The sequence below is a fragment of the Halomicrobium sp. HM KBTZ05 genome (assembly GCF_041530035.1).
Taxonomy (GTDB): Archaea; Halobacteriota; Halobacteria; order Halobacteriales; family Haloarculaceae; genus Halomicrobium.
Genome location: NZ_CP168057.1, coordinates 291,546 through 309,110, shown reverse-complemented (window position 1 = coordinate 309,110; position 17,565 = coordinate 291,546). Strand labels below are relative to the sequence as shown.

Here is a 17,565-nt window from a genome sequence, read left to right as displayed (position 1 = left end):
GGTTCGTCAGTTAACGGTTCTCACTTGCCGCGGACGGTTTCGTCGGGGCCGGCCGGCTATAACGTGCCGGCTCCGCCGTCACGCAGCACTCGCCCTTTCGGTGAGTTGTTCGCCGCCAATTCGATCACCGTACCCGAAAACACCCCTCGATCAGAGAGTCAGCGCTTCCGGTCGCTGTCGAGGTCGATGTCGAGCTCGTCGAGCTTCGCTTCCCACTCGGCGCGTTTCTCCTGGTGATCTTCGAGGAACGATTCCATCAGTTCGGCGGCCTGTTCCTTGCAGCCCCCACAGAGCCGCTCGCCCCCGACACACTCGTCGTAGACCTCCTTGGCGAACTCGTCGTCGTCACCGGCGAGCAGGTAGGCGTACAGCTCGTAGACCGGGCACTCGTCGGCCTTGCCGCCCTTCTCGCGCTGTTCCTCGGCGGTCGAGCGGCCGCCGGTCGTCGCCGACTTCACCTTGTCGTAGCCGTCTTCGGGGTCGTCGAGCAGCGAGATGTGTGAGGCCGGAATCGAGGAGGACATCTTGCCGCCGGTCAGCCCCGTCATGAAGCGGTGGTAGATCGACGACGGTGCGCGAAAGCCGTAGCCGCCGTGGTCGAGCGCGACCTCGCGGGCCAGCTCCGTGGCTGCCTCGCGGTCCATGTCGAAGGCGTCGACGTGCTCGTCGTAGACGCGCTTCTCGCCCTCGACAGCCTCGATGAGCGCCTCGAAGGCTTCGTCGGTGGCGTTGCGATCGAGGAAACGAGTCCGGGGACGAAGCGGTTCCTTGCCCGCCGCGCGGAGCTTCTCGACGGTGCGCTGTCGCACGTCGTCGGGGGTGATCTCGGCCTCGATCCAGTCGGCGGCCGCTTCACAGCGAACGCGCTCGTCGGCCGAGCGGTCGGCCTGCAGGGCCTCGTAGGCGGCACCGAGCAGCTCCCGCTCGGCGTCGTCGGCCTCGAAGCTCGCGTACGCGCGGGTGACGCCGAAATACCCCATCCGAGCCGCCAGGTCGCGGGCGAGTCGCATGTGTGGGTCCTGGTCGGGGCCGACCGGGATCACCGTCGGCTTCGGCTCGTCGAGTTGCGGGTAGAGGATGTCGGCCATCTGGGTGACGACCGACTGCATGTGACTCACGTCGGTCTCTCCGTCGAAGTCGTAGATCGCCTGGAGCTCCGAGAAGTTCGCCTCGGCACCGAGTTCGAAGGCAAGATCCTGTACGTCGCGGTTCTCGGACTGACGGTACAGCTCCCCGTCCTCGGGATCGAAGCCGAGTGCCAGCAGCGAGAGAACGTAGTTCGTCGCGTGCTCGTCGATCTCCGCCCAGGTCAGGCCGCGGGCGCTGTGGGCCTCCAGGTCGGCGATCAGTCCGTACGCGTCGCCGCCCTGCTCCTGGTGCCAGATGATCTCGTCGAAGACGAGTTTGTGACCGATGTGCGGGTCGCCCGTCGGCATGAACCCCGAGAGCGCGGCGAAGGGCTCGCCCTCTCGCATCGCGCGAGCGACCGGTCGGTAGTCTCGATGGCCGAAGATGACGCCCCGGCGCATCAGGTAGTGGGGGTCGGGCACCTCCGGCAGCACCTCGTCGAAGGCCTCGATGCCGAACTGATCGAACAGTTTGCGGTAGTCCGAGACCGTCGAAGAGCCCCACGGATCCAGCGCCACGTCGTCGGCTCCTTCGACCTCGGTGCCACCGTCGGATCGAAGATCCGACGTGGCTCGGCTCACTTCGCTCGTCTCACCGCCATCAGAACGGATTTCTGATGTGCTTCGACTCGCTTCGCTCGTCTCACCGCCGTCAGAGCTTTGCTCTGACGAGGATCGCGAATCTCCGATTCGCTCACCGCCGTCGGATCGAAGATCCGACGTGGCTCGGCTCGCTTCGCTCGCCTCACCGCCGTCCGGTCGGACGGGGGTCCCCGAACGCTCGCGCCAGTCCGAACCCGACGCGGCGCTGTGGTCGTCGGGCGATCCCTCGTCGCGGGTACGATCTGGGTCACTCATGGTCGAACTGACTGGCGCGAGCCAATCTATTCATCCGTAGGTGGTCGTCGGCGCAAAAAGGGTTCGTTTCGGGCTGCAGTCAGGGCGTCAGGCGCTCGACGGCCAGCCAGTCGATCCCCTCGTCGCCGACGAACGCGTAGGCCATCGTCTTGCGCACGCCGTGGGCCAGGCGCACGTCCAGTGCGAGGTCTCGGGGCTCGAAGACGTGGCCGGCGTCGAACGCCCGCACGAGCAGTTCGGAGTGACCCAGGTCCGCGACGCTCTCGACATCTGCGTAGGTCCGGAAGTCCGCGCCGAACTTGAAGCCCGTCTTGGGTGCGATCCCCTGCTCGCGAAGCCGTTCGTACACCGCGAGCCGGCGGTCGAACCGGTCGCCCTCGACGGCGCGACCGCGTTCGATCACCGCGTCGGCATCGCCTTCGACCTGAAGCGTGCCCGCCCCGGCGAGGTACGCGGCCTCGACCAGCGAGAGCTGGATCGCCTGTGCGTCCTGCTCGTCGAGCGGTTGCCCGTAGAAGGCCGCTTCGTAGAGTTCGGCGGGCGGGTCCCAGCAGACGACCCGGTCTGCGAGCAGATCGCCGTCGGTTTCGGGGACGGCCGCCCGACTCGTCCCGGAGACGTCCGGACGGTGGGTCTCGAAGTAGCTGATCTCGCTCTCCTCGTCGACGACGGCCAGCGCACACCCCCCCAGATCGGCTGCCGGGACCGTCTCGCGCTCGCTGACGACCCGAATCCGGTGGGCGACGGCGTCGTCCCACGGCCCCTTGCCCCGCGGGTAGACGACGAAGTCACAGCCGTCAGGGTCCTCGACGCGGTCGGGCCGTGCCGGCGAGCAGTAGAACCCACGGTCGCGCAGATCTTTGTAGACGAAGAAGTCGACCTCCGACAGCAACGCGGAGTTCAGTAGCTCTCGAAGTCCCATCCCGTCGACACCGTCGAGGTCACCGCGATACAGCAGGTGTGCCGCCTCGACGGGTGCCAGTTCGAGCTTCCCGGCGTCGACCGGCCGACCGTACCCGCTGGAATCGTAGAACTGCTCGCGGGCCCGCTTGCCGGCCCGGACGACTCCATCGGAGAGCGTCGCGTCCATACTCCTGCCTGCGCGTGGGCGAGTAAAGCCCCTGCGGGTCGTATCGAGGACGGAGCGTCAGGGTCCGGAGTACGTCGCCGCCTCGCTCATCTGGGACTGCGAACACGTCGCGTCGAGACAGCGACGGCCCCCCGAAGTCTCGAACAGCGGGAGCCCGCAGGCACAGGTGTCGACGACCACGCCGGTGGGGATGGCGAAAGCGGTCTCGCAGTCGGGGTGGTGCTCGCAGCCGGCGAACAGCCCGCCCTTCCGGACGATGCGGAGGTCGCCGTCACACGCCGGACAGTCCCATTCGCGGTCGAAGGCGTCGGTGACGCGATCGTCCAGCGATTCACACTCCCGGTCCAGACACAGTTCGAACGCTCGGCCCCGTTCGGTGCGGATAGTGGGGAGGCGACAGTCCCGGCAGCGACCGCCGGTGATCGTCGCGTCCGCGGGGAGGCCGTAGCGCTCTTCACAGCCCGAGCACCGGACCGCGCCGTTCGACCGGACCAGCGTGCCCGCACACGCCAGGCAGTCGCCGACGGGGATGCCGGCCTCCGAGACCGGGTAGCTGGCGCTGCCGTGTTCCTCGTGGGTGACCACGCGCAGGAGGTCGTCGCCGTCGCGGGCGACCACGGTGCCGCCCTCGATAGTGACGCTGTCGGGCCGCGTGAGCCACGCGACCGGCTGGTAGCCGTCGGCGTCGTGGACGAGAACGGTGTTGTCGGGCTTGACCACTACGAGGACCTCGCCGCGTTGCTCGCGGGTCCGCTGGGTCTGTGCGCCGGTCGTCTCGAACAGCGTGGTACAGTCGCCGGCCAGCACGCGAGTGTCGTCGTGCATGGGCGGGGCTGGTCGCGTCTCGATACTTGAACGCTCGGACGGGGGCGGGGACCACTGGCGGGAGGAAAGCGGGGAGTCGGGCGGCCGGCGGTATCAGCCGTCCCGGCCGTGTCCCCGGCCGAGACGGAGAGCGGCGACGTGGAGCGCGAGCGCCGCCACGAGGAGGAACGGCTCCTGTCCGTCGAATCCACCGAACATGAGAGCGGGGTAGACCAGCGGGAGCGCCACAGCGGTCCAGAACGCCGTCGCTTCGACGGGGCGGAAGGCGAGCGTTCGGATGGACTGTGCGTCGAGGGCGACCGTGTCGGAGTCGAAGGGCGGTGCGATGGACATTGGAGCGTTCTCCTCGCTCGTCGCTATGCCCGACACCAGCATATAATGGGCCGACGGTTGGGTAGAATTTAGCTCGTTTCAGCGGAGGTAGTCGGTATTTTACACCGCCGCGGCGGTGTTTCACGCGTTTCGAAACCGATCGAGAAGGGTCGAGAAAATTTATAGGCGCTTCTAACACTGTATCAGCCGTTCGGGTCGTAGCCACTGCCGGCGAGGACCACGAGCACGTGAGCGACGAGCAGCGCCGACACGGCGAGCGTGGCCCAGTGACCGTCGACGAACAGGAGCGGAACGTAGACCACTGGCAGGACGACGGCCAGCCAGAACGCCAGTCGGCGAGCGATCAGGACGGAGGTACGGAGGACCGTCCGCGCCCGACAGACGAGCGCGGGTGCGCGGTCGACCCCACGCCGCTCGGTGGTTTCGGGTTCCGACATCGTGGACGATCACATATTGTCTGTCCAACCATTTAACAGTGAGGTGTGATAGCAAGGGGCATGCAAGAGCGATCGACGCCGTCGGGAGCAGGGACGTAAGTTGCAGTGACCGAGCCAGTGTCGGGCTACCAGACGACCGATACTGCCGGCGACGACTTCGTGATACTACCGGCTGTACATCTGTGACCGATTTCGCCACCCCGGGGTGGCGAAGATCTTCACGAAGGTACAGCCGGCAGTATGAGGACAGCCGCCGTCCCGAGGCGGCGAGATCGGTCACGGCGACAGCCGGTAGTGGGGCGGACACGCAGGCGCGAACGCTACACATTTGTCACTGCGAGAGAACCGGGCGAGTATGGACGCCGCGTGTTTCGACATGGACGGAGTGCTGGTGAACTCGGAGGACTACTGGATCGAGCTGGAGCGCGAGGAGATCCTGCCGACAGCGGTCCCCGACCAGGAGGTGCCGGTCGAGGAAGTGACCGGAATCTTCTACGAGGAGCAGTACGACGTACTCGACGAGACGTACGACCTGGCCGTCGACTACGAGGCGTTCGTCTCGCTGTACGAGGGGGCAGCCGACGAAATCTACGGCGAACAGGTCGAGCTCACGCCCGGCGTGCGAGCACTGCTGACAGAGCTGCGCGAGGCCGGCGTGCCCGTCGCCATGGTGACCGCTTCACCGCCCGAGTGGTACGAGATCGTCCTCGAACGGTTCGATCTCGGGGACCTGTTCGACACCGTCGTCAGCGCCGCGGACCTCGACGGCCCCGGGAAGCCCGAGCCGACGATCTACGAGCGCGCCGCCGCCGAGCTGGGCGTCGATCCAGCGACCGCGCTGGCCGTCGAGGACTCCCACCACGGGACGACCGCGGCCCACCGCGCGGGGATGACCGTCGTCAGCTTCGGCGTCGGGGCGGCCGAGGGTGCGACCGAGAACGCCGACCTCGTCGCCGAAACACCGACCGAGATGGCCGAGATCGTCCGATCGAACGTTCTCGCCAGCGAGTGAGCCACACACACGACGCCAACTGGGAACGCTCATACGGACAGTTGTAGCGCTGTCCCAGATCGACCGCACGACAGCGTGTGGTCGACTGGATAAACGTCTACAACCGTCCGTATCACCCCACGCTGACGGTGCGAGATTCCCGGATCGGCGGGATCGGCAACTCGGGGAAAGTGACCTCGATCGTGAAGGTGAGTTCGTCGGCGTCACCGCCGAACGCGGCGACCGGGACCGTCGCCTGTCCGAGGTACGACGGTTTGGCCGTCATTTCGTGGCCGTTGACAGTCACGCGGATGCCGGCGCGGGCGCTCCCGGCGACCGAGCGGACCGTCACCTCGTGGAGTTCGCGCTCGCCGGCCGCGATCTGGTCCGGGAACTCGCCCCACTCGACGACGACGGTTGGCAGGTCGGTCGCGTTGTCGTGGACCCGCTCGGCGACACTCTCGCTCAGGCCGGCTGCGACCAGCCCAGAGACGCCGGCGTCGACCACGTCCGCGGGCGTCCGGAAGCCCTCGGCGGCGAGCGTGCGCGCCCGTCCGGGGCCGACGCCGTCGATCGCCGTGAGGCCGGCCGCGTCCGCGCTGACCCCGTTCTCGACGCGCGCCTCGACGCGGCGGGCGAGGTTCGCGCCGCGAGCGCCGGCAAAGCGATCGAGGAAGGCCCGCAGCGCGGCGAGCATGCGGAGCGCGTTCTGCTTGATGACCCAGGCGTCGCTCTGGAGTTCTGACGGCGTCGTGCCGGACATCGAAGAGCGGAGGATCGCGAGGACCTTCCGCTGGCCGGCGGTCAGCGCCTCGCCGCGAGAGCCGATCACCGCCGCGACGGCGTCTTCCTCGTCGCTGCGGGCGCTGACGCTGTCGAACTCCGTCGCACCGGCGACCGTCGAGAGGATCGCGTCCTCGTCGAAGCCGTCCGGGTCGGCCGCCGCCCGGTCGGCACAGTCTTTGAACCGACGGGCCGTCGCCAGCCGGAGGTAGAACTTCGAGGCCAGTCGACCGAGCGGGGTCCCCTCGACCGAGAGGTCGTCCATCTCGACGAACCCGTCGGAGACGAGCTCCCCGAGCGTGTCCGACACTCGCTCCCGGAGGTCGGTGCCGGCGGTGTACCGTTCGGGAGCGCGCTGGGCGCGCTGGTAGTAGAACGTGGTTTCGAGCCACCCCATCACGTCCTCGACGTCGCCCAGCGTCCCCAGCGCGATCTCGGCGTTGAGGTGGGCATCGAGGTCGTCGGCGAGCCTGGACTCGATCTCCTTGCCCTCTCGCAGGAGGGTGCGGTACTTGTCGGCGTCGGCCCGGTCACAGACGATCCAGGCGTAGCCCATGTCGTCGTAGCCCGGCCGGCCCGCGCGGCCGAGCATCTGGAGCACGTCCAGCGGGCTCATGTCGACCTCGCCCTCCAGGGGGTCGTGGAGCTTCGTGTCTCGAATGACGACACAGCGGGCCGGGAGGTTCACGCCCCAGGCGAGCGTCGAGGTCGAGAACAGGAGCTGGATGAGCCCCTCCTTGAACCACTCCTCGACGCGGTCCTTGTCCGCCCGAGAGAGGCCGGCGTGGTGGAAGCCGACGCCGTCCAGGACGGACTGGCGGAGGGTGTCGTTGTCGAGTTCGGCGGCTTCGGTGTGGAAGTCGTACTCGCCGCGGGCACCCATCGGCACGTCCCGCTCGACGATCTCGTCGCGGGCTTTCTTGGCCGCCTGGACGGTGTCCTGTCGCGAGGAGACGAACACGAGAGCCTGGCCCTCCTCGCGGATGTGTGGCTCGGCCAGATCCAGCGCCCGGTAGAGCCGCCGGTACTTGTCGGCGAAGGCGTTCTCGCCGTGGCTGTAGGTCTTCACGTCGGCGTTGAGCGGCACCGGCCGGTAGTCGTCGTCGAACTGGAAGGTCGTCTCGCTGGGGGCGTCGAGCCACGCCGCAACGTCCTCGACGTTCTCCATCGTCGCCGACAGCGCGACCACGCGGGGGTCACACAGTCGACGGAGCCGCGAGACGGTCACCTCCAGTACCGACCCGCGACGGTCCGAGTCCAGCAGGTGGACCTCGTCGATGAGACAGCAGTCCACGTCCGTGATGAACTCGTAGCGCCGGGAGTCGTGCTTTCGAGTGGCCGAGTCGGCCTTCTCCGGGGTCATCACGAGGATGTCGGCCCGCTCCGCGCGGCGGGGGTTGAGGTCGCGCTCGCCAGTGACGACGTACACCGAATAGCCCAGGTCCTCGAAGCGCTCCCACTCACTCTCTTTCTCGTTGGTCAGGGCTCGCAGCGGCGCGAGAAAGAGGGCGGTCCCGCCGGCCTGCAGCGTCTTGCAGATGGCGATCTCGGCCAGCGCGGTCTTCCCGCTGGCGGTCGGCGCACTGACCACGACGTTGTCCTCGCGGTTCAACAGCGCCGGGAGCGTCTCCGACTGCATTCGGTTGAACTCCTCGAAAGGAAAGGCGTCGGCGAACTCGGGGAGCACGTCCGCGACCGCGACGGCTGGCTCCCCGTCGGCGCTCCGTGACACGTCAGAGACCGGGGGCCGCGGTGCAATATGCGTTTCTATACCGCAGTCGCCGCCGCCACGGATCGACGGAGACGACTCACCCGATCGGCCGCGGTGGAGACACCGAGCAGTGCCGGCGGAGCCAGTACTCGGTGGCACCGACGACGGCGACGAACGCCGCCGGGACGAAGCACCGGGCAGGAGTCGGTCCGTCCGAACCGTCAGCTCTAACCGGCACCACAGCCGTTTTCATCGCCCGTTCCTAACTGTGGGCAATGAGTCGCGCCCGCAAGCCCGACTGGCTCAAGATGCGGCCGCCGTCGGGCCAGCGCTTCACCGAGATCAAACAGTCGCTGCGCGAGCGGGACCTCCACACCGTCTGTGAGGAGGCCAACTGCCCCAACATGGGCGAGTGCTGGAGTGGCGAGGACGGGCCGGGGACGGCGACGTTCATGCTGCTGGGCGATCGCTGTTCGCGGGGCTGTAACTTCTGTGACGTCGAGACCGGCGGGATGGAGCCGCTCGATCCCGACGAGCCCGCGAACGTCGCCGACGCCGTCGCCGAGATCGGCCTGGACTACGTCGTGTTGACGTCGGTCGACCGCGACGACCTGCCCGACCAGGGCGCGGGCCACTTCGCCGAGACGATCCGGGCGATCAAAGAGCGTGACCCGTCGATTCTCGTCGAGTGTCTGATTCCAGACTTCCGGGGCGAGGAGCGGCTCGTCCGGGAGATAATCGACGCCGGCCCGGACGTGATCGCCCACAACGTCGAGACCGTCCAGCGCCTCCAGTGGCCCGTGCGCGACCGCCGGGCCGGCTACGAGCAGTCGCTGTCGGTGCTTGGCCAGGTCGACCGAGAGTCGGACATCTACACGAAGACGAGCCTGATGCTCGGCGTCGGCGAGTACGCCCACGAGGTCTACCAGACGCTCTCGGACCTGCGGGAAGTGGGGGTCGACGTGGTGACGCTTGGCCAGTACCTCCAGCCCTCCCGCTCGCACCTGGAGGTCTCGGAGTACGTCCACCCCGACGCCTTCGACACCTGGCGACGGGTCGCCGAGGAGGAGCTGGACTTCGCCTACTGCGCCTCGGGACCGATGGTCCGCTCGTCCTATCGCGCCGGTGAGCTGTTCGTCGAAGCGGTACTGGAGGGAAACGACCCCGCCATCGCACGGCGGCGGGCACGGGCCGGAGAGTGAGCCCGCCGGGCCGGCCGAGTGACAGCGCTACTATCCGTGTGGAGCCAGAGGGTCCCGTATGAGGTTGCCACCCGTTCGTCGTGACCGCCGCGTCGTCCGAACGGACGGCGGCGAGGACCGCACGGAGTCCGAACAGACCGACGACGCCGCCACAGTCGAGACGGTCCTGCGCGAGGCCAACGTCCTCGAACCGACGGCCGACGGCACCGACCTCCGGCTCACCGATGGATTCGCCGAGGCCTGGCACGAGCGGATGGCCCAGATGCGCGGTGGCGACCGGGCGCTGCGCTGGCTGGCAGCAAGCGAGGGGCTCGACGCCGACGCTCTCGACGTGACCGAGGCGGACGATCGGTACGTCGTCACGCACGGCGACGAAACGGTGGGCGCGTGGCACTCCAGAGCGGGGTTTCTGGCCGCGATCGTCGCCGAGCCGACGATCAGAGAGTGGGTCGACGAGGCCCGACTGGCACGGCTCCCGGACGTGCCCCGCGAAGAGCTGGCAGCGCGACTCGTCATGTGTCTCGAACGGTGTCCGACGTGTGACTCGGCGCTCGTCTTCGAAGACCGCCCCGACGGCGAGAGCGGCGTCGCCCTCCTGTGTCGCGGCTGCGGGGCGACAGTCGCGGTCAGTGCGATCGCGTGAGACGGAACAGTACCCACGTAGGCATTACTCTCGATAATTCCACCGAGAGAGATATTCGTCCGCACAAACCATAAGCCGACCCCGCGACAACGTATACCGTATGTCACACGGAAGGTGGTCCCACTGAGCGTCCTCCATCGCGACCCGACAGACCAGGTACAGGTACTCGACGAGAACGGCGAGGTACGAGACGGCGCGACGGTGCCCGACCTCACGGACGAAGAACTCGTCGCGATCTACCGCGAGATGAAGCTGGCTCGTCACTTCGACCAGCGGGCGGTGAGCCTCCAGCGACAGGGTCGGATGGGGACGTACCCGCCGATGGCCGGACAGGAGGGCGCACAGGTCGCGAGCGCCCACGCGCTGGCCGACGGTGACTGGGTGTTTCCGAGCTACCGGGAACACGCCGCACTGCACGCACACGGGTGGCCGCTCGACCAGATTCTGCTGTACTGGATGGGGTCGGAGGCCGGCAACGATCCGCCCGATGGCGTCGCCGCGTTCGCACTGGCCGTCCCGATCGCGACGCAGATTCCCCACGCGACGGGCGCGTCGTGGGCCGCGAAGCTCCGGGGAAAAGACGACGTCCACCTGGCGTACTTCGGCGACGGCGCGACCAGCGAGGGAGACTTCCACGAGGGACTGAACTTCGCTGGCGTGTTCGACACCCCGACGGTGTTTTTCTGTAACAACAACCAGTGGGCCATCTCGGTCCCCCGAGAGCGCCAGACCGCCAGCGCGACGCTGGCCCAGAAGGCAAGCGCCTACGGCTTCGAGGGGATCCAGGTCGACGGGATGGACCCACTGGCCGTCTATCAGGTCACCAGCGAAGCCGTCGAGAAGGCCCGCGATCCGACCGGCGAGGACCCGCGTCCGACCATGATCGAGGCGGTCCAGTACCGCTTTGGCGCACACACGACCGCCGACGATCCCTCCGTCTACCGGAGCGACGAGGAAGTCGAGCGCTGGCGGCGCAAAGACCCCATTCCGCGCATGGAGGCGTTCCTGCGGGATCGGGGACTCCTCAACGACGAGTCCGTCGAGGCCATCGAGTCGTCGATCACCGAAGAGGTGGCCGACGCCATCGAGACGGCCGAGCAGTACGAGCGGCCAGCGCCCGAGGAGATGTTCGCACACGTCTACGCCGAGATGCCACAGCGACTGCACGACCAACTGGACTATCTCGAAGCGCTGCGCGAGCGCCACGGCGACGAGGTGTTGCTGGAATGAGCACCGAGACGCAGGATCTGACCCTCGTCCAGTCGGTCCGGGACGGGCTCTACGGCGAGATGGACCGCGACGAGGACGTGCTCGTGCTGGGCGAGGACGTGGGCGAGAACGGCGGCGTCTTCCGGGCGACACAGGGCCTGATCGAGGAGTTCCCCGACCGCGTGATCGACACGCCGCTGGCCGAGTCGGGCATCGTCGGCACCGCCATCGGCATGGCCGCCCACGGCCTGCGCCCGGTCCCGGAGATGCAGTTCTCCGGGTTCATGTACCCGGCTTTCGACCAGCTGGTGTCTCACGCCGCCCGCCTGCGCAACCGCAGCCGCGGGCGCTTCACCTGTCCGATGGTCGTCCGCGCGCCCTACGGCGGCGGCATCCGCGCGCCCGAGCACCACTCCGAGTCGAAGGAGGCCTTCTACGTTCACGAGCCCGGCCTGAAGGTCGTCGTCCCCTCGACACCCGCCGACGCCAAGGGGCTGCTCGCGGCGTCGATCCGCGATCCCGACCCCGTCGTCTTCCTCGAACCGAAGCTGATCTACCGGGCCTTCCGCGAGCCCGTCGACGCCGAGTCCTACACCGTCCCGCTGGGCGAGGCCGCCGTCCGCCGCGAGGGGTCGGACGTGACCGTCGTGACCTGGGGCGCGATGACGCGCCCGACCGTCGAGGCGGCCGAGGAACTCGCGCCGGAGATAGACGCGGAGGTGATCGATCTGCGGACCCTGTCGCCGATGGACACGGACACCGTCGTCGAGAGCTTCAAGCGGACCGGTCGGGCCGTCGTCGTCCACGAGGCCCCCAAGACGGGCGGGCTGGCCGGCGAGGTGATCGCGACGATCCAGGAGGAGGCGCTGCTCTACCAGGAGGCCCCCATCCAGCGCGTGACCGGCTTCGACACGCCGTACCCGCTGTACGCCCTGGAGGACTACTACCTCCCCGAACCTGCCCGTATCAAAGACGGTATCACAGACGCCTGTGAGTTTTAGCCCATGTTCGAGTTCGAACTCCCCGACCTCGGGGAAGGCGTCGCCGAGGGGGAGATACTGGCGTGGCACGTCGCGACGGGCGACCGCGTCGAAGAAGACCAGGTGCTGGCCGAAGTAGAGACGGACAAGGCCGCCGTCGACGTGCCGTCGCCGGTCGCGGGCGTCGTCCGCGAGCTGCACTACGAGCCCGGCGACGTGGTCGAGACCGGTGCCGTCGTCGTGTCGATCGCGACCGACGACGGCGAGGACAGAGCGGCGGCGGCTCCGGCCACCGACGAGTCGAGCGACGACGAGTCCGCTGGGACGGACGAGCGCGTGTTCGCGCCCCCGAACGTCCGGCGGCTGGCCCGCGAGCTCGGCGTCGAGATCACCGCCGTCGACGGGAGCGGGCCGAGCGGCCGGATCACCGAGAGCGACGTGCGAGCCGCCCACGAGGACGGCGAGGCCGACAGCGAGATCGAATCCGCCGTCAGTCGGGTCGACGACGGCGACGGTGGCGACGACGGCGGCGTGAAGTCGGCCGTCAGACGCGTCGGAGACGACGAATCGACGGACGAACCTGCCGTGAAGTCGGCGGTCTCGGCGGTCGACAGCGACGCCGACCGTGACCACACGCTGGCGACGCCAGCGACCCGCAGGCTCGCCGACGATCTGGGGGTCGACATCGACGCCGTCCCGACCGACGAGCGCCGCGACGGCGAGCCCTACGTCGACGAGGCGGCGGTGCGAGCCTTCGCCGCGTCGGCCGACGAGACCGAGCGAGAGCGAGCCACTGGCTCCACAGGACGGGGCACGGAGACCGAACCCGCGGACGGCGAGGGTGGGACGGCGGCCACGGGCGGCCGGCGCGAACCGTACCAGGGAATTCGGCGGACGATCGGCCAGCGGATGGCCGAGTCCCGCCGAGAGATCCCGCACGCGACCCACCACGACCGGGCCGTCGTCGAGGGGCTGGTCGACGCCCGCGAGCGGCTCGAACCGCTGGCCGAGGACCGCGGTGTCGACCTGACGTACACGCCGCTGCTCCTGAAGTGCGTGGCCGCGGCACTCGGACGCCACCCCATCCTGAACAGCGAACTCGACACGGACGCCGAGGAGATCGTCTACCACGACCGGGTCGACCTCGGCGTCGCGGCGGCGACCGACCACGGTCTCGTCGTCCCCGTCGTCGAGCGCGTCGACGAGAAGGGACTGCTCGAACTGGCCCGCGAGGTGAACGATCTCGTCGCCCGCGCACGCGACCGCGACCTCGACCGGTCGGAGATGCAGGGCGGGACCTTCACCGTCACCAACTTCGGCGCGATCGGCGGCGAGTATGCCGACCCGATCATCAACGCACCCCAGACGGCGATCCTCGGCACGGGGGCGCTGAAGGAGCGACCCGTGGCACGGGACGGCGAGGTCGTCGCGAAGCCGACCCTCCCCCTCTCGCTGGCGATCGACCACCGCGTGATCGACGGGGCCGACGCCGCCCGCTTCGTCAACACGCTCAAAGAGTTCCTGGCCGAGCCCCGTCGCCTGTTGCTGGAGTAGCCGACGAGAGCGACACGGCGATCGACCCGAAGACATTCCTCGGAGACACCCGACGGACCGACAATGACAGTGTCCCCGGCCATCGCCACGGACGGACTGAGCAAGCGGTACGGCTCGACGACGGCCGTCGCCGAACTCGACCTGACGGTCCCGACCGGCGTCGTCTACGGCTTCCTCGGCCCGAACGGCGCGGGCAAGACCACGACGATGCGGATGCTCACCGGCCTGGTCGAGCCCAGCGATGGGACGGCCACGGTCGCAGGCGTGCCGAGTGACGACCGCCGCCAGCTCGTCGATCGGATCGGCCTGTTGCCAGAAGAGCCCCCGCTGTACGAGGAGTTGACCGGGCGGGAGCAACTGGCGTTTGCCGCCGATCTCCGGAGCGTTCCCTTCGAGCAGGTCGCCGACAGGGCGCTGGGACTGTGCGAGCGCCTGGGGCTGCGCGAGGACCTCGATCGGCGGGTCGACGGCTACTCGAAGGGGATGCGCCAGAAGACCGCCTTCGTCCAGGCCGTCCAGCACGATCCCAGCGTCGTCTTCCTCGACGAGCCGACCTCCGGGCTCGACCCGCGGGCGGCCAAGACGCTGCGCGAGCTAATCGTCGAGCTGGCGGCCGATGACACCACCGTCTTCCTCTCGACGCACATCCTCCCCGTCGTCGAGGAGATCGCCGACGAGGTTGGCGTGCTCCACGACGGCCGCCTCGTCGCGGAAGGGCCACCGGGAGAGCTGATCGGCTCGGTCGAGGCCGAGGGCGGTGCCGACCTCGAAGACGCCTTCCTCGCGCTGACCGGCGACGCCAGCGAGGCCTATGCGACGGAGTGACCTGCGGGACGGCGCGGTGCTTGCACGCACCGAGCTGCGGGCACAGATCCGCCGTATCGCGGGCAACCGCCGCCAGCTGATCGGCGTCGTCGTCGGACTGCTCTCGTTCGGGCTGTTCTTCCCGCTGACCTTCCTGTCGCAGGTCCTGGCGTTCGGCGCGGGGCTGGCCGGCGGCGATCCGCCGCTGGCGCGCTTCGGAACGGTCCTCGTGAGCGCGCTCACGATCGGGCTGTACTTCGGGGCCGCGACGGCGATCAACCAGACCCGCGTGGGGGCGATCGGGCCGCTCGTACGCACGTCGATCCCGCCGGAGGGGGTCGTGATCGGGCGGGTCACCAGCGAGACGCTCCAGGCGACCGCCTTCGCCGTCGTTCCGGGGGTCGTCCTGCTGGTCATGGTGGCGGCCGGCGCTGGGACGCCCCTGCCCGCGCTGCTCGTGCTCGCCGCCAGCCTCCCGCTGCTGGTGGCCGGACTCGTCGTCGGCCGGACGATCGGCGCGACGGTCCGCTATCTCGGCTTGCTCTCGCGACTCTCGGCGTGGGCGAAGGCGGTCGTGCTCGTCGTCCTCGCGGGCACCGTCTTCGTCGGTTTCCAGACGGCGATCCCGGCGGTGATGGGCGACGGCGACGGGCCGGCGCTGTCGGCGCTGCTGCCGGGACAGCCCCTACAGGCCTACGCCAGCGTCGTCAGCGCACCGCTGGGCGCGACGCCCCGGCCCCTGGGCGTCGTCGTGGCCGCGGTGACGCTGGCGGCGATCCCGGTGGGGCTGGCGACGACGCTGCGCATCGAGAGCGCGCTCCTGTTCGACGACCGCGGCGACCAGTCGGGCGACCAGCAGACGACGAGTCGGTCGGCCCCGCGCGTCCTGGCGGCGACGCCCTCGACGCGCATCGCCTGGCGGTACCTCCTGCGGACGCGCCGGAACCCGAAGCTCGTCTCGCACCTCTCGATGGTGTTGTTCGGCGGGCTGGCCTTCGCCGGGAGCCTCGTCACGCAGCCCGACCTCCTGACCGATCTCGGTCCCGGAGCCGCCGTCGTCGCCGGGAGCGTCCTCGCGGGCGCGACCTTCTGTCTGAATCCGATGGGTGACGACCGCGAGCAGCTCCCGCTGTTGCTGACGAGCACGGCCTCGACGAGACACCTCCTGCGGGGCCGGGTGGTGGGCGGACTCGTCGTCGGCGGGATCGTCGCAGTCGGCGTCGGGCTCCCGCTGGGGCTCGTGAGCGATCCGCCCCTCCGCGTGCTCGGACGGACGCTTCTCACCCCCGTGGTCCTGCTGGCGGCGGCCGGCACGGCGCTGGGCGTCGGGGCCGTCGTCCCGAAGTTCGAACGCAGCGAGTACATGAACGTCGAGCGCGCCCACCCCTCGACGCTGGGGACGCTCACCTACTTCTTCGGGACGCTGGTGGTGGTCGGCATCGGCCTCGCACTCGTCTGGCTCTCGGTCGACGGGGGTGGCCTGCTGCTGGTCGGAGCCTGGATCGTCTATCTGGCCGTCCTCGCGACGACCGGCGTCGGCGGCTACTACTACGCCGTCCGGAAGTTCGATCGGCTGACGCTTGACGACGTCTAGTCGCCGGACGGCCCCGACTCGTCGGTGGCGTCGCCGGGACGGTCGTAGGCACCCCGGTCGGCGAGTCGAGCGCGCTCGCGGACGACCGCTGGCGTCCGGCACCGACCCGGCTCGCCGGCCACCTGCGGGACGGTACAGTTGTTGCAACTGGCACACAGCGCGTCCGCACCGGCGAGCAGGCGCGCGCCGAGTCGCGGCTCGGCGTAGAACGGCCGCCCCATCCCGACCAGATCCGCGGCCGGCGGCCGATCGGCCGCACCGAGCAGTCGGTCACAGGTCGCGCGCTCGCGGATCCCGCCCTCGCACAGCACGGGCACGTCGACCCGCTCGCGCACCGCCCGACAGAGGTCGGCGTTCCAGCCGGGCTCGCGGTCGAACCGGCGGGCCTGCAAGCGGTTGAGGAGCGCGACGACGCGCGCCCGGAGCGGGCCGCCGAACGCCGCCGCGTACTCCCCTCGCAGGTCCGCAGCCGACCACGCCCGCTCGGGGTAGGCCCCACGGACGATGCTCATGTCCCAGAACGTCGACACCGCGACCGGGACCACGGCGTCGTAGCCCGCCGCGACGAGATCGCTCGCCAGCCCGACGGCGTCGTCGAACGAGAGGTGCCGGCGGACGAAGGCCGGCGCGGCGGTCTCGGCGGGCACCTTCGTCACCAGCGCCACGTCGTCGGCGTGCTCGCGGACGGCGTCGTGGATCGCTTCGAGGAACCGCCGCCCGCCCGCGGCCGGTTCGCCGGGGTCGGGGCCGAACTCGTCGTCTCGCCGGTTGAAGAAGGGCGAACAGAACTGCTGGAGCAGGCTCATGTTCGCCCCCGAGAGGTGGATACCGTCGTAGCCGGCGTCGGCGGCGGACCCCGCCACTCGGCCGAACTGGGCGGCCAGCTCGTACACCTCGCTGGTGTCGAGGACGTGAGGCGAGAGATCGATCAGCCCAGCGCGGTCGAGCACCCGGAGCGGCCACGGCGGCCGCGAGACGGCCAGCTGTTCGAGCTGCGGGTGCTCGCTGCGGTAGCCGGCGTGCCACATCGCCATGCTGCGGAGTCCGCCCTGTGCGAGCTGGAGGAAGATCCGACCCCCGTGGTCGTGGACGGCACCGGTGAGCCGTTCGAGTCGGGAAACGAACGCGGGGTCGTGGACGCGCGTCATGTTTGGCGCGGCACAGCCGCCGTCTGCCGTGACGATGCTCGCACCCTGAAACACGAGGCCGACGCCAGACGCCGCCGTCGGTTCGAGTTCGTCGATCAGCGTGTCGACGGCGTCGGGACCGTTGCCCGCACACTCCAGCAGCGGCGCGCGATACAGCCTGTTGGGCACTGTGACGCCGCCGATGTCGACCGGCTCGTCGAGTCGCGCCATCGTCCGACCGTCGGACCGAACGAGCGTAAGTGTGCGGGTCGTTGGCAGTCGTCCCGAAAGCGATCG

15 protein-coding genes are annotated in these 17,565 nt (G+C 69.2%); 8 read left to right on the top strand and 7 right to left on the bottom strand.

Translation table 11 applies throughout. The features are described 5' to 3' along the window. Positions 1–158 precede the first annotated feature (158 nt). The 5 genes from ACAH01_RS01595 to ACAH01_RS01575 form a co-directional block, all read right to left on the bottom strand. Complete coding sequence (locus ACAH01_RS01595) at positions 159–1,709, bottom strand: tryptophan--tRNA ligase (RefSeq protein ID WP_372480033.1); 1,551 nt, start codon at positions 1,707–1,709, stop codon at positions 159–161. Between the two features lie 355 nt (positions 1,710–2,064). After that, positions 2,065–3,075 (bottom strand): tRNA-intron lyase, encoded by a 1,011-nt coding sequence (gene endA / locus ACAH01_RS01590; protein WP_372480032.1) that lies wholly within the window; start codon positions 3,073–3,075, stop codon positions 2,065–2,067. A gap of 57 nt (positions 3,076–3,132) precedes the next feature. After that, positions 3,133–3,900, bottom strand: coding sequence for an endonuclease NucS domain-containing protein (locus tag ACAH01_RS01585; protein WP_170092930.1), 768 nt, complete (start codon positions 3,898–3,900; stop codon positions 3,133–3,135). 93 nt (positions 3,901–3,993) lie between these two features. After that, positions 3,994–4,233, bottom strand: coding sequence for a hypothetical protein (locus ACAH01_RS01580; RefSeq protein WP_240936930.1), 240 nt, complete (start codon positions 4,231–4,233; stop codon positions 3,994–3,996). 182 nt (positions 4,234–4,415) lie between these two features. After that, the gene (locus ACAH01_RS01575) at positions 4,416–4,670 is read right to left on the bottom strand and encodes a hypothetical protein (protein ID WP_170092931.1); all 255 of its coding nucleotides are present in this window, start codon (positions 4,668–4,670) and stop codon (positions 4,416–4,418) included. 355 nt (positions 4,671–5,025) lie between these two features. On the opposite strand from ACAH01_RS01575, the gene ACAH01_RS01570 reads away from it, so the two are divergent. Next, complete coding sequence (locus tag ACAH01_RS01570; protein WP_372480031.1) at positions 5,026–5,682, top strand: HAD family hydrolase; 657 nt, start codon at positions 5,026–5,028, stop codon at positions 5,680–5,682. A 112-nt stretch (positions 5,683–5,794) separates the two neighbouring features. Here the strand turns inward: ACAH01_RS01570 and ACAH01_RS01565 are convergent, their stop codons facing one another. Then, positions 5,795–8,176: a DEAD/DEAH box helicase gene (locus ACAH01_RS01565; RefSeq protein ID WP_170092933.1), complete on the bottom strand. Its 2,382-nt coding sequence runs from the start codon at positions 8,174–8,176 to the stop codon at positions 5,795–5,797. Positions 8,177–8,430: 254 nt separating this feature from the next. On the opposite strand from ACAH01_RS01565, the gene lipA reads away from it, so the two are divergent. The 7 genes from lipA (at position 8,431) to ACAH01_RS01530 (ending at position 16,141) form a co-directional block, all read left to right on the top strand. Continuing rightward, a complete protein-coding gene (gene lipA / locus ACAH01_RS01560; protein WP_372480029.1) occupies positions 8,431–9,357 on the top strand; it encodes a lipoyl synthase in 927 nt (308 codons plus the stop codon). 58 nt (positions 9,358–9,415) lie between these two features. After that, the gene (locus ACAH01_RS01555) at positions 9,416–10,000 is read left to right on the top strand and encodes a hypothetical protein (protein WP_170092935.1); all 585 of its coding nucleotides are present in this window, start codon (positions 9,416–9,418) and stop codon (positions 9,998–10,000) included. Between the two features lie 123 nt (positions 10,001–10,123). Continuing rightward, positions 10,124–11,230 carry a pyruvate dehydrogenase (acetyl-transferring) E1 component subunit alpha gene (gene pdhA / locus ACAH01_RS01550; RefSeq protein ID WP_372480819.1) on the top strand — a complete coding sequence of 369 codons (1,107 nt, stop codon included), beginning with the start codon at positions 10,124–10,126 and terminating at the stop codon, positions 11,228–11,230. Next, the gene (locus ACAH01_RS01545) at positions 11,227–12,210 is read left to right on the top strand and encodes an alpha-ketoacid dehydrogenase subunit beta (RefSeq protein WP_372480028.1); all 984 of its coding nucleotides are present in this window, start codon (positions 11,227–11,229) and stop codon (positions 12,208–12,210) included. Before pdhA ends, ACAH01_RS01545 begins: the two co-directional genes overlap by 4 nt. A gap of 3 nt (positions 12,211–12,213) precedes the next feature. Then, positions 12,214–13,743: a dihydrolipoamide acetyltransferase family protein gene (locus tag ACAH01_RS01540; protein WP_372480026.1), complete on the top strand. Its 1,530-nt coding sequence runs from the start codon at positions 12,214–12,216 to the stop codon at positions 13,741–13,743. A 63-nt stretch (positions 13,744–13,806) separates the two neighbouring features. Further along, positions 13,807–14,568 carry an ABC transporter ATP-binding protein gene (locus tag ACAH01_RS01535; RefSeq protein WP_170092938.1) on the top strand — a complete coding sequence of 254 codons (762 nt, stop codon included), beginning with the start codon at positions 13,807–13,809 and terminating at the stop codon, positions 14,566–14,568. Continuing rightward, a complete protein-coding gene (locus ACAH01_RS01530; RefSeq protein ID WP_372480025.1) occupies positions 14,555–16,141 on the top strand; it encodes a hypothetical protein in 1,587 nt (528 codons plus the stop codon). Before ACAH01_RS01535 ends, ACAH01_RS01530 begins: the two co-directional genes overlap by 14 nt. Here ACAH01_RS01530 and ACAH01_RS01525 read toward each other — a convergent pair. Next, positions 16,138–17,499: an NADH:flavin oxidoreductase gene (locus tag ACAH01_RS01525; RefSeq protein ID WP_372480024.1), complete on the bottom strand. Its 1,362-nt coding sequence runs from the start codon at positions 17,497–17,499 to the stop codon at positions 16,138–16,140. The two genes, ACAH01_RS01530 and ACAH01_RS01525, sit on opposite strands and share 4 nt — an antisense overlap. Between the last annotated feature and the right edge of the window lie 66 nt (positions 17,500–17,565).